10 protein-coding genes are annotated in these 13174 nt (G+C 53.4%); 4 read left to right on the top strand and 6 right to left on the bottom strand.

Features of this window, described 5'->3' with window-relative positions:
• Positions 1–223 precede the first annotated feature (223 nt).
• From KQI79_RS11715 to KQI79_RS11700, 4 genes are read left to right on the top strand one after another with little or no spacing between them, the layout of a single operon-like run.
• Complete coding sequence (locus KQI79_RS11715; RefSeq protein ID WP_216538421.1) at positions 224–1591, top strand: DUF4129 domain-containing protein; 1368 nt, start codon at positions 224–226, stop codon at positions 1589–1591.
• A gap of 2 nt (positions 1592–1593) precedes the next feature.
• On the top strand, positions 1594–1743 hold the full coding sequence (locus KQI79_RS28240; protein ID WP_367398171.1) for a BlaI/MecI/CopY family transcriptional regulator: 150 nt from the start codon (positions 1594–1596) through the stop codon (positions 1741–1743).
• A gap of 7 nt (positions 1744–1750) precedes the next feature.
• Positions 1751–2167, top strand: coding sequence for a M56 family metallopeptidase (locus KQI79_RS28235; protein WP_367398169.1), 417 nt, complete (start codon positions 1751–1753; stop codon positions 2165–2167).
• Positions 2073–2408 carry a hypothetical protein gene (locus KQI79_RS11700; RefSeq protein ID WP_216538482.1) on the top strand — a complete coding sequence of 112 codons (336 nt, stop codon included), beginning with the start codon at positions 2073–2075 and terminating at the stop codon, positions 2406–2408. Before KQI79_RS28235 ends, KQI79_RS11700 begins: the two co-directional genes overlap by 95 nt.
• Here KQI79_RS11700 and purT read toward each other — a convergent pair.
• From purT to nth, 6 genes are all read right to left on the bottom strand, one after another.
• Positions 2395–3573, bottom strand: coding sequence for a formate-dependent phosphoribosylglycinamide formyltransferase (purT, locus tag KQI79_RS11695; RefSeq protein WP_216538418.1), 1179 nt, complete (start codon positions 3571–3573; stop codon positions 2395–2397). The two genes, KQI79_RS11700 and purT, sit on opposite strands and share 14 nt — an antisense overlap.
• 589 nt (positions 3574–4162) lie before the next feature.
• A complete protein-coding gene (locus KQI79_RS11690; protein ID WP_216538417.1) occupies positions 4163–5971 on the bottom strand; it encodes an ABC transporter ATP-binding protein in 1809 nt (602 codons plus the stop codon).
• Positions 5968–7761 carry an ABC transporter ATP-binding protein gene (locus KQI79_RS11685; protein ID WP_216538473.1) on the bottom strand — a complete coding sequence of 598 codons (1794 nt, stop codon included), beginning with the start codon at positions 7759–7761 and terminating at the stop codon, positions 5968–5970. The genes KQI79_RS11690 and KQI79_RS11685 overlap by 4 nt, the downstream gene beginning before the upstream one ends.
• 312 nt (positions 7762–8073) lie before the next feature.
• On the bottom strand, positions 8074–11799 hold the full coding sequence (locus tag KQI79_RS11680) for a dynamin family protein (protein WP_216538416.1): 3726 nt from the start codon (positions 11797–11799) through the stop codon (positions 8074–8076).
• A gap of 401 nt (positions 11800–12200) precedes the next feature.
• Entirely contained in the window at positions 12201–12473 is a 273-nt protein-coding gene (locus KQI79_RS11675; protein WP_216538415.1) for an NAD/NADP transhydrogenase alpha subunit, read from the bottom strand.
• An 18-nt stretch (positions 12474–12491) separates the two neighbouring features.
• Positions 12492–13166 carry an endonuclease III gene (nth, locus tag KQI79_RS11670; protein WP_216538414.1) on the bottom strand — a complete coding sequence of 225 codons (675 nt, stop codon included), beginning with the start codon at positions 13164–13166 and terminating at the stop codon, positions 12492–12494.
• Positions 13167–13174: the final 8 nt, after the last annotated feature.

The following is a 13174-nucleotide window of genomic DNA, read 5'->3' as shown; positions in this document are numbered from 1 at the left end:
TCCCCATTGGAAAATATCCAATGGATTCGCCCCTTTTTCGCCCATCTGTCTCGTTTTTTCCAACTTCTGCTGTATAAAATCCAATGAAAAGCCGATTTACACCGTTGGATCGGATAAAACATTGGACAAAATCCTGCGGCGCGTTAAGACAAACGCTTCCAAGCCGGGTTGCGTTCGATATTCCTAAAGAAACTACGCCCATATCAAGTTTAGGAGGGTATTTATGTCACAACCGAACCGTTTGGCAAACATCGGATTGCGGTCGCTCGCCGCATGGACGGAAATATTGTTTTACTTTCCATTCCTGCTCATTGCCGGCGTATATGGAGTAGGTCCTGCCGCCCTCCCGTATTGGTTCGGCAGCTCGCTAATCCTATGCGCGGCTTGCTGCGCGATCGGTTCGATCATTCCGACGAACAGGAAAATGCTCGTCAGACTGGGTCTTGCGATGGCCGGAGTCGCCGCCGCATGGTTGTTGATGGGGTGGCAGCCGAGCCATCTTCCGGCGTTCGCCGCCATTGCCGTCCTCTGTTACCGCAGTGCGCAAATTTCGGAGAAGAACGGCTATACCGTCTATCCGCTGCCGTATTATTGGATCGGCATTCTCTCCTATTTTGTCGCCTTTCTGCTCATGCAAGCGGTCGATTCGTTGAAACCGTACGCCGTTGCGGTTGCCGTCGCAGGAACGGTCAGCGTCATCTATACGATCACAATCTCGAACAGAATGCATCTGAGCCGCGCCAACCTGGACGAACCCGGCCGTTCCGCCGTTCCGAAAGCGATCCGCAAATTCAATGCGGTCTACTCCGCGGCGTTAACGGCTGCCGTTCTTCTTGCCGCGTACGTTATACCGGATTTATCCGTCGTGCTGTGGTCGTGGTTTCGCCGGCTCATGGCGTGGCTGTTCCGGGAGCGCCCTGTATCGGAACCTCCCCCTTCGGCGGAGCAGGCACCTGCTCCGCTTCTGCCCCTGCCGCAGGAAGAGCGGCATACTTCCGAATGGATGCAGCTCCTTTTAACCGTATTGAACGTTATCGCTTGGATCATCGCAGGAATCGCAGCCGCCGCCTTAATCTTCTTCGTTCTGAGAAGCATCGTCCGCCGCTGGATGCCGGCGCTTTGGGCATGGTTGATGCGGTTGTTCCGCGCCTACGATGCCGACCAACAAGAGAACGGATATATGGACGAACATACCAATTTATTGACATTGCAAATGATGAAACAGCGCTTGAAAACACGAATTTTCCCGGGCAAGCAACGACCGGAGCGCGAGCTCCCGTACGAAGCATTGGCGGATAACCGGCTCCGGGTACGCTACTTATACCGCATGCTGATTAAACGCTCGGTGCAAAAAGGCTACTCGTTTCATGCCTCTTATACTCCACGCGAAACGCTGGACGAAGTAAGCCGGTGGCTAAGTGAAACGCAATCCAAAACAGGCGAAAACCGCTCGGCCGACTCGGACGAATTTCGCTTAATAGCCGAATTGTACAACCGCGCCCGCTACGGAACCGGTAAAATAAACGATGCCGAAGTGCAACAAATGCGTTCGCAAGTGGACAAATCCGATAAACTAGGGTTTGACAACTAACGATTACTGAAGCGGAAAGCGAATCATTTCTCGACCGCGTGTTCGGCGGAGCTTTAAAGCCGGCTTTGGCCCATTTCATCAAGCGGCATCGCTTGACCCCCGACGACATCGAAGACTTGAAAAAGATGTTGGGTAAGGAGGGGAACCGTTAATTGCCTCATGTGCTGTCTGCTCGCGTTGCATTGGTTTAACCCGATTTTGTGGTACGCCTATTACCGGATGCGGGCGGATCAGGAAATCGCATGCGATGCGCTCGTTTTATCTCGCATCCGGCCGGGGGAATCCGGAGCGTACGGGCACGCCATGATCAAACTGCTGGAGGACGTTTCCGAACTGTCCCGGCAGCCTTTCACGGCAAGCTTCTCAGGCTCGAAAAAGCAATTGCAGAGAAGAATCGCCATGATCGCCAAGGTACAGACCGCAAACATTCAGATGGTCTGCCGCGGGACTGCTTCTCTTCCTATTGCTCGGTTGCGCCGCATTGACCCATTCCGCGCCGGAGGAGCGCGCCATTGTCCGATTCAAGGACGGCAGCGCCCAATTATACAAGAACGACCCTATCGTGTTCGCGCATGATCTCTCGGACGAACAAGATTTCAAAATCATGCTGTCCTGGTGGATGACATACGTTGAAGCGCAAAAAGCGGGCGTGGAAGCCGACGATACGGAAATCAACCGCTCTGTCGTGAATCAATATTTAGACAACACAAATGTAAACATCGATCAATTGCAAGGCCCCGAACTTAAAATAGCCGTCGCCGATTTTATGGATCGCATCTACCGCAAATATGAACATGAAATCATCATTCATAAGTAATATAAAGTTTACCCGCCGCTTCTTTCGCTCTTGCGCGCGCGGTTTCGATATCGGCGGCGGCGCATAACGCGACGGCCATTCTGCGGCCGGGCTTCGTTTCCGGCTTGCCGAAAATGCGCACTTGCGTGCCTTCCAGCGCCAGCGCCTCGTCGATTCCGCCGATATCGAACCGTTGATGATCGCGATCCGCTTTGAGCGTAGTAGAGGCTCCGGGCGACAATAGACGAACCGACGGGATTGGAAGCCCCAGGATCGCGCGCACATGAAGCGCGAATTCGGACAAGTCTTGCGTCGCCATCGTCACCATACCGGTATCATGCGGTCTAGGCGAAACTTCGCTAAACACGATGCCTTCCTTCGTGACAAACAATTCCACGCCGTAAATGCCGTATCCTCCAAGCGCATCCGTAATGGACTTCGCGATTTCCCGCGCCTCGGCGATTCTCTCCGCCGTCATCGGATGCGGCTGCCACGATTCTACATAATCGCCGTCTTTCTGCACATGTCCGATCGGCTCGCAATAGATCGTTCCGCCGGCGGAACGAACCGTGAGCAGCGTAATTTCCGATTCAAACTCAATGAATTGCTCTACGATTACGCGCATTTGTTTGGCGCGTCCGCCTTCCAAGGCGTACTCCCAGCACGATTTCACGTCGTCCGGCGTTCGGCAGACGCTTTGGCCTTTACCGGAAGAACTCATGAGCGGTTTGATGACGCATGGCGTACCGATATCGGCCACCGCTTGCTCCAATTCCTCCAAACTGCTCGCAAATTCGTATTTTGCGGTCGGCAAACGGAGCGTTTCCGCAGCCAGCCGGCGAATGCCTTCACGATCCATCGTCAGCCTGGCCGCATTGGCCGTCGGCACGACGCGAAACCCTTGCCGCTCCAGCTCGACAAGCGCCTGCGTGGCGATCGCTTCAATCTCGGGCACGATCAAATCCGGCATTTCGCTGCGAATCAGCGCCGTCAACTTTTCCCCGTCCAGCATATCGATCACGTAAGAGCGATGCGCTACTTGCATCGCCGGCGCGCCTTCATAACGGTCGACTGCAACCGTTTCGACCCCTAGACGCTGCGCCTCGATTACAACCTCTTTGCCGAGCTCGCCCGCACCGAGGAGCATCATTTTGCGAACTGGTTTGTGATTCGATCGTACATTCATTGCAACTCGTCCTCCTATTATTTTCATGTTTCAATTGTGCTAGTTTCAACGATAAAATGCAAGCCGGTTGCGCCGAGCGGATCGTACCTGTCGTGGCTCTTTATTGGCGCTTCTTGATGTAGTCTTTTCTCTGTATTGGTTCGGGACCGTTTCCTTTTTCTGGTTCTTTTGATGCCGGCATGTCTTCTCATCCGCCTTCTGTCGAAATCCCCCTCGTTCAGAAGGCAGAATACTCACGTGCTTGCTGCCGCACTTCATCATAATGCATACTTGATAGCAAGGACGGGGCCCAGTTATGCCGTGAGCAGCGCAGCCACTGCGTCACCAGGCTGAAATGATTACTCGTTTAAGACATCGCTCGGCGATCAAAATTGCGGTAACGCCTGAACGAAATCGCCTTTCTGAACGAAGGGGATTTCTACAAAAGGGCGAAATGCACAACATTCCATCGATCAGTGATCCGACCGACAGAGACCATTTTCTGAACGAAGGGGATTTCCACAAAAGGGCCAAAAAAAGCACAATCGCTCTATCTCTCGAAAACGCAAAAACTGCTCCGCATAGCGGAGCAGTCTCGCGAGCCGACAAATTATGCCGACAAAAATTTATATTGCGCTTCGATCAGCCCGTAATAAGTTCCTCTCATCGCCATGAGCTCGTCATGCGTTCCCTGTTCTTTAATCAAGCCGTGGTCGAGGACGACGATATGGTCGGCATGGCGGATCGTCGATAACCGGTGCGCGATAATAAAAGAAGTTCTTCCTTGCAGCAGCGTTTTCAACGCCTCCTGGATTTTCACTTCCGTTTCGGTATCGATGCTGGCTGTCGCTTCGTCCAAAATTAAGATGCGCGGATTGGCAAGCAACGCCCGGGCGAACGAAAGCAATTGGCGTTGCCCCATCGATAAAATATTGCCCCGCTCCTGCACTTCCGTTCGATAGCCTTGCGGCAATCCCATAATAAAATCGTGAGCGAAGACGGCCTTCGCCGCCGCTTCCACTTCCTCGTCGGTCGCATCCAGCCGTCCGAAGCGAATGTTGTCACGGATCGTTCCCGAGAAAATAAACGTATCCTGCAACACGATTCCGATTTGCGAACGCAAGCTTTCAATCGTAATATCGCGCAAATCGATACCGTCGACGAGCACCCTTCCTTCAACGGGATCGTAGAACCGGCTGAGCAGGTTGATGATCGTGCTTTTGCCCGAACCGGTATGGCCGACGAGTGCGATCGATTGCCCGGCCTGCACTTTCAGGGAAATGCCGCGCAGCGCGTGTCTCCCCACCTCATACTGGAATACGATATTATCAAATTCGATGTCTCCGCGAATGTGCGGCATTGCTTTCGCATCCGGAAGCTCGCCGACGGTCGGCCGTTCATCCATAAACTCAAAGATCCGTTCGGAGGAAGCCATCGCGACGAGCAATTGCGAATACATTTGACCGAGACGATTGATCGGATCCCAGAAGTTGCCGACATAGTTGGCGAAAGCGACGAACAAACCGATCGTCAGTTCCCCGTGCTGAATCAGAAACGATCCGTACCAGAACAAAATGAACGACCCGATCGCCCCTGTAATTTCGATAAAAGGACCGAACATTTGGTTCAGTGCAGAAGCGCGGTTCCAAGATTTCAAGTTAACCGTATTCATATGGTCGAAAAATTTCATGTTCTCTTTTTCCTGCACATAAGCCTGCGTCACGCGAATGCCTTGAATGGCTTCATTCAAATGGGCGTTGATTCGAGATTGCTTAATGCGTACGTCTTGCCAGCCAAGCCGGATTTTTTTGCGCAGCTTGGTGGAAACGAGAAACATGATCGGAACCGTAATCATCACGGCTAGACCGAGCTTGAAATTGAGCACGAGCAAAATGATCACGATACCGATCAGTTGCACGCAATCGATCACCAGGTTGACGACACCGTTCGTAAACAAATCCTGAAGAGAGTTAACGTCGTTCGTGATCCGCACCAACACCGAACCGGCCGGTCTCGTATCGTAAAATCGGAAAGACAGCTTTTGAATATGTTTGAACAAATCCGCACGCAAATCGTAAATGACCCGTTGTCCGATCACATTCGTAAATTTGATGCGGTACGTATTGGCCGCCCATTGAATAATGTATAGGGCGAGCACAACGCCTGTATAAATATACAATAGCGATAAATTCGGATTGCCGAGTTTGGGAGCGATCGCTTTATCGATCGCCAAACTGATCAAAAACGGAATGGCCAAACGAGTAATCGTGCCAAGCACCATCATGACCAGCACGACCGGCAGCAGCTGCTTGCTGTACGGCTTCATATAGGCGAACAAGCGGCGGAATTGCTTCCAGTTAAACGCCTTTTCGATCACATCGTCGTCTTGGTATACGAAACGTTGTTGAGACGCGCTCATTGGTTCACCTGCTCTCTTACCGAAGTCGGCTGTAATATGTCGTCCGATTGATCCAAAGCGATTTTATCGGCATATTGAATGTCATATACATCGCGGTACGGACCCGGTTGCGCAATAAGTTCGTCATGCGTGCCCCGCTGCACGATCCGTCCTTGATCGAGCATCAAAATTTCATGGGCATGGCGCAAGGACGAAATTCGATGCGCAATGACGAAAGTCGTACGGCCTTTCATCAATTCGCGGAAACCGGCCTGAATTTCATGCTCCGTCTCCATATCGACGGCGCTTGTCGCGTCGTCTAAAATCAATATTTTCGGATTTTTCAGCAAAGCCCGTGCGATGGCGATCCGTTGCTTCTGCCCCCCTGACAATCCCATTCCGCGTTCGCCGACAACGGTATCGTATCCTTCCGGCAGCTCCATAATAAAATCATGGGCTTTCGCGAGTTGTGCCGCCCGAATGATCTGTTCCATCGTCACATCGCGCATGCCGTAGGCGATATTGTTGCGGATCGTGGCCGAGAACAGGAACGTCTCCTGGAACACCGTTGCAATTTGTTCCCGCAAGCTTTCCAGCCGAATATCGCGTATATCGATTCCATCCAGCGTAATTTTTCCTTTTTTGACGTCATACGCTCTCATTAGCAGTTGAATAATGGTCGACTTGCCCGCGCCGGTTCCGCCGATCAAGCCGATCACTTTGCCCGGAGGGGCGTCGAAAGATACGTTCGCCAAAGATTGCCCTTTGTTTATGTAGCCGAACGACACGTCTTCGAAGCGGACATGGCCCCGGACGCGATCCGCTTCGAGCGCGACCGCTTGTTCCGAGTCTTGGACATCCGACGGTTGATCGAGCAGTTCAAGTACGCGTTCTCCCGACGCCTTTGATTGCGTATAGTTGTTAATATGGAAACCGATCCCCCACATCGGGCCGACGATATACCAGATTAAACTAAAGAACGCTACCAGTTCCCCAAGCGTAATCGTCTCGTTGACGACAAGGCTGCCGCCTACGCCCAGCAAAATGACGATGCTGAGGCTGGCCAGCAGTTCCATAATCGGAAAATAGGTGCCCCAAAGCTTGGAGGCGTAGATTTGATTGTCTTTATAAGCTTCGTTCTTGCCTGAAAATTTGTCGATTTCAAACGATTCCCGCGCGAACGATTTGACGGTGCGAACGCCGGTTATGTTTTCTTGGACCGCCGTCGTCAATTGGCTCATTGCAATCCGCATTTCGCGGAACGCCGGATGTATTTTCGATTCGAAGCGAATCGCCGTATAAGCGAGAACCGGGATGGCAATGAGCGTAATGAGCGTAAGCTGCCAATTGATGGAGACCATCATGATTCCGCCGAATATAATCATAAGAAACATATTGAGAATTTGGGCGAACCCGAAGCCGATGAAATTTCGAATCGCTTCCAAATCTGCGGTTAAACGGGACATTAAATCGCCCGTTTTGGCCGTATCGTAATAACGAAAAGATAAAAACTGCAATTTCTCGTAACATGCGTTGCGCATGCCGTAAGCGACGAAGTTGCCTAGTCTTCCTCCGAAAAACCCGTGCAAAAACTGCATGCACCCTTTGATGCTGACAACGATGAGGACGGTGAGCGCGAGTCCGAGCACCAATCCGTATTCCTCTTGCTTAAATACATCGTCGATGAGGATGCGCAGCATATTCGGATAGACAAGTCCGAGTGCGGTTGCAACCATCAAGCTGACAATCGAAGCGAGAAGCAAACCCATTTTACCCCAATAAAATCGCCTGAGTCTCCTGAAAACGTCCATCATTCTCTCCCCCTAAAAATGTCCGTACAAACGGTCCGCAGCGGCACGCGCGTTCGCGATTCCTTTTGATTTGCTACGGAATATTTATGAAGTTTAACATCATGATGATAAAGGTTCAAAGAGGGAATTCACCCATTTTGAACCTTTACATTCCATCTTCCTACAATTCAGCCAACAAATCCGACGGATTCGCTTGAAAGGTCGAAATCCTTCCCGTTTAATAGGAAAGGTAAGACAAAAAGCCGCGATACGTACTTAGTATCGGGCTTTTGCAGTCCATTTCTTTGATGCAGTTGATATCGTTACGAAGTTTCAGGATGATGATTCCAACTCACTATGCAACTGTTCATGCAATTGCCGCAGCTTGGATACATCGGTTTCCTCGGTGAAAGATGCGATCAGGCCGTTCGCTTGTTCGGTTACGCTCTCCCGCAATTCGGCCGCATATTGCTGCAGCAAACGCCGGAAACGAGACGTATAACCGTCGATATAACGAGCTTGATGCGATTCGACGTATCTTTGGACGGCAGGGGCCAAATCCGCTTCCAGCGCCTGTCTTAAGCGCTGCTTCCCGTCGCCTTCGAAGAACGATTTCGCGTTTTTGAAATATGACCATAACCGTTTCGGATCGATTGGGTCCGTTGCGAGCGTCTCGTCAACGGCAGGCGCTTCCCAATCCGGGCTCGTTAGCGACTGTGACGTAAATTCCGGAATAAGTGAAGCAATTGCCGCGATTTGCGCTTCGGCGCGCTTGACGGCTTCCCGTTTGGCGTAATGTTCGACCCTTAACGAGGTGGCGAGCATTTCGTTCGACAGCTCCAGAGAGAGCGTCCGGATCAATTCCAGCAAGCAGCTTTGCAGCGCTTTGCGCATGTCCCGTCCGTCCTCCCGCAACGTGGACGGGTGGAAGGAAGCATTGTACAATTCGCCAAAACGGAATTGAACTCGCTGTTTGACATAGTAAGCCAGTTCCTGAATTTCCTGTTCCAGTAACTGCTCGCCGCTCGAATCGGGTTCTTTCAACCGCTCGCATTCCGTCAGCGCCGCCTGCAGCGCTTCCTTCATACGCTGCGCCTGACGCTGCCGCTCCGCCTCGTCGGATTGCGCGGCTTGGATCCATTGCCGCACGACATGCGCCGCGCGCGCAACGTCTTGCAGCCCGGATTGAATCGCCATCTGGCCTAATTCTTCTATTATAAATCGAGAAAAATCCCGTTCGAATGTCGTTAAACCTGACTGTTGAAGCGACGCCGGATTCCCATCCAATTTGGCATCCAAGGCGTTTACGCTCGATACCGGATAAATGCGCGGGAAGCGAATGCCATGCTCCAGCAAATTGGCTGAGACGTGATCGACGACGCCTTGCAATTCCTCTTCCGAAGCGGCCAAGTCGGCGGCGTTGACGAGGAAAAACATTTTATCAAGCTCGAAGCTGTCCTTCACGCGGCCCAATTGATGCAAAAATTGGCTGTCCGCTTGAGAAAATGCATGATTGTAATACGTCACGAACAAGATCGCGTCGGCGTTCTTAATATAATTAAAGGCGACGCCGGTATGCCGCGCATTGATCGAGTCGGCGCCGGGCGTATCGACGAGTACGATGCCTTGGTCCGTCAACGGAGAGCTGTAATGCAGCTCGATCAGTTGCACAAAGCATGATTTGGCTTCCTCCGCCACATAGGCGCGGTACTGCTCGAGATCCGCGCGCACCTCTTGTCCGAACAACGGTTCCGCGTCATCCCATCCTTGTTCGACAGCTTTAAGGAAGCTGTAATGCGGTTTGCCCGCCGGATGAATATGTTCGGGGCGCAGCGCGCGAATCGCTTCCATGATGCCGGCTTCCGGCAGTTTCTTCGCTTCTTCGCCGGGCATGCCTAACATCGTCAAGGAATAGCGGATTTCTTCGAGCACCGCTTCCTTTGTTTTGACGATTATTTTGGCCGTACCGTGCGGCCAACCGTCTTGCGGCGCCATCAAACGGTTGATGGCGGCCGTCGTCGGGTTCGGCGAGACCGGCAAGACGTATTCGCCGATAAGCGCATTGGCGAACGACGATTTGCCGGCGCTGAATGCGCCGAACAATGCGATCGTGAAGCGGCTCTCCGCGAGCCGCTCCGCTTTGTGCGCGAGCCCGGCCGCGAGCGATTGCATCGCCGGGTACGGGGCGACAAGCCCCGCGGCGCGGCGCAGCTTCGCGGCCGCGGCTTGCAGCGCCTCGCGCGCAGCCGGGGCGGCGCTCCTTGCCGCAGGCGGAGCGCTCTCGCCCGCGTCCGCCGCGCGCGCGGGCGCTTGCCCCGGCGCGCCGTGCGCGGCGCCGCCGGCCGCCTGCGGCGGCTGTTCCGCCGCCGGGCGGTCCGCCCCGGCGGCAGGCGCTTGCGCCAAATCCGGCAGCAAGCCTGCGCCGGATTCGGCGCTGCCGCGCTGCGCGGCCAGCAGCGCTTGCAGGCGCGCTTCGCGCGCCTGTTCCTCCCGCTCGATGCCGCGCAAGCGAGCGAATGATTGCGCGCGCTCGAGCAGTTCGCGCTCGCGCGCTTCGAGCTCTGCGGCTTGCTCCGCCGCCTGCGCCGCAAGCCGCTCGAATAATGGTTCCGCAGCGGCAAGCGCCCGCTTGCGGTACAATGATTTCACTTCCGCGCTAATCGACTTCGCGTAGTTCATCGTATATTCGCTCGTGAATCCGGCGCCCGGATTCACGAGCGAAGCCAGCCAGGCCGGCGTCATCCCGCCGAGCTCTTGCTCGAACGTCTCCGTCCAGACGTTCTCGTCCGCTCCGGCGCGCTGCGCCAGCCGGCGCAGCAAATCGCGCACATGCCAGTCCGCATGCGCCTGCACCTGCTCCAGCAAATGGCCGTGAAACGCCGCCAATCTCCGCTCGATTTCCGCCGCCGTCTTGCCTTTGCTTGCCAGGAATCCGGCCTTGAAGCCCGGTTTGCGGCTTTCCAAATAAGCCCCGGCCAAATCCCGCGTTTGGGCCGGAATGAGATTGGCATTATCCAGCAGCGACATCAATTCCTTCCGGAACTGTTCCCGCTCCGTACCGGACGCTTGCTTCGCCTCCGTGATACAGGCTTGCAGCCGCTCCAGCTCCTCGTCCAGCCTTCCGGCTTCTTCTTCCCCGCCCGCTTCCTGAAGCAATTGCCGCTTGAGCGGCTCGTTTTGCGCGGCAAACCAACGCATATGATCTTTCGCAAGCTGCGCCGCCGATTGTTCGACACTGTAGCGGCATAGCGCTTCCGCCCGCTCCATAAGCCGGCGGACAAGCCATTCCAGCTTATGCCACTCGTTATAGCGATGATCCGGTTCTTTCAATGATAAATAAATAATGCCGGCCGGCTCTAAATGCCAATATGCAAAAGCTTGCTCCACGCTTTTCCGGTAATCCGCAAACGGCAATTCCCGCTCCCGATGCTTGTCGATCTGGTTCACGATCAAATAAAGCGGTTTGCCCCAATCCGCGATCTGCTTGGCAAACGCGAAATTCATCTCCGATTGCACATGATTGTAATCCATCACATAGAACACGACATCGGCCAGATGGAGCGCCGATTCGGTCGATAGCCGGTGAGCGTCGTCCGTCGAATCGACGCCTGGGGTATCGAGCAGCGCCGCGCGATCGCCGAGCCAAGGAATCCGGTCCGTAAGCTGAACCGCCTCCACATCTGCGCCGTTCACGCAGTATGCCTCCACTTGATCCAGCGGAACCGCAATTCGTTCCTTTTCGCCGCTTCCGTCGCTGTTAGCGCCCATTTTCGTAATGACCGCTCCCGGTTCTCCGTTCCGGATCGTGACGACGTTGGCGCTCGTCGGAATCGGGCTGGAAGGCAGAATCGATTTGCCGCACAGCCGGTTAATTAATGTGGATTTGCCGGCGGAGAAATGCCCGCAGAAGGCCAATGCAACCTGGCCGGCCTCCCATTTCGCTTGCAACTCCCGGATTTTCGAAGCGCTCGCATGATGATGCGCTTCCATCAATTCGCGTTCCAGTTCTTGCAGCATCGAAAGCCGCCTCGTTTGTTCGTTTGCTGTATACAATGCCATTCCTATTCCCCTATCATAAATGAAAAAAGCTCCTGTCGGAGCACTCACACAGAAGCCGGTCCGTTGGTAAAGGCGGCTTTTGTATGCCTATCGGAATGTAAAATTTCTGATAGGGTAAACCGGAAATATCCGGTTTACGCCGTTACTTTATTTTACCATAACATTTCGGTTTTTAGGAGCCGGCCGGCATATTAACGTTGCCTTACATTTTTCGAACTGGGATGATAGTGCTAACATATAACGGATTTTCGAGGTCTTATTTGGGACAAAATAAAGCCTTCAAAATCCGTTACCCTCTTCATCGCCCGTCGGAATCATCAGTTTGAAAACGCAGTAAAACTTTCGATGCAACGCTAGGATTCGGCCGGACAAGAAAACATTCTACTTCGCGCAAGCTTCTTCTAGTGAACGACTTTTTCTTTTGCCGGAATAAAAATTTCGAATACTTTGCCGTGCTGCAATATCGTAATATCGCGATCTTTCACCTTCATCACGACGACGTCGGGTCTAGCTTTCATTTTCTCCAAATAATGTTCCGGCGCTTCGCCCGAGTCGCTGACCGTAATTCCTTCCACTTCCGTTTCTTCGTTCTCTTGAAGCGGCGTGGCGATTATTTGCTCGTAAATGTCGGAAAACAGTTCAAAATTATTGGTGTAAACGGAGATGCATCTCATCAGGTCTCATCCTCTGCTCTAGTTTTTTTCACCCTTATCTTTCCAAACCGGGCTTGATTTCATACGTTTTTTCCCTTCGCGGCAGTCGTCCAGCAGCGGACAAACTTCGCATTGGGGGTTTTGCGCCTTGCAATGGTATCTGCCGAAGAAGATGAGCCGATGATGCGTCAGCGTCCACTCTTCCTTCGGCACTTTGCGCATCAGCTTCTTTTCCACTTCCAGCACGGAGTCGTTCCAAGCCGCAAAGCCTAACCGCTTGGCGACCCGTTCGACATGCGTATCAACGGCGATAGCGGGTACGCCGAACGCGTTCGAAACGACGACATTGGCCGTTTTGCGGCCGACGCCCGGCAGTTCGACCAACTTCTCGTGCTCGCGCGGCACCTCGCCGTCATACCGCTCCAACAATATACGACATAACTGCTGAATATGTTTCGCTTTGCTGCGAAATAATCCGATCCGCCGAATATCTTGTTCCAACTCCTCGATCGGGACCGATATATAATCTTCCGGCTTGCGGTATTTCTGGAATAATGTCGCCGTCACCTTGTTCACCGTTTCATCGGTACATTGGGCGGACAACAGCACGGCGATCGTCAGTTCGAACGGGTTGGAATGATTCAATTCGCAATGGGCGTCCGGGAACATTTCCGCAATTTTCCCGAGCGCTTCCCGGGTTTTCGCTGCATTCATACGGTTCT

It is taken from the genome of Paenibacillus sp. MSJ-34, from assembly GCF_018918005.1.
Lineage (GTDB): Bacteria > Bacillota > Bacilli > Paenibacillales > Paenibacillaceae > MSJ-34.
This window is presented reverse-complemented; position numbering and strand designations above follow the sequence as displayed.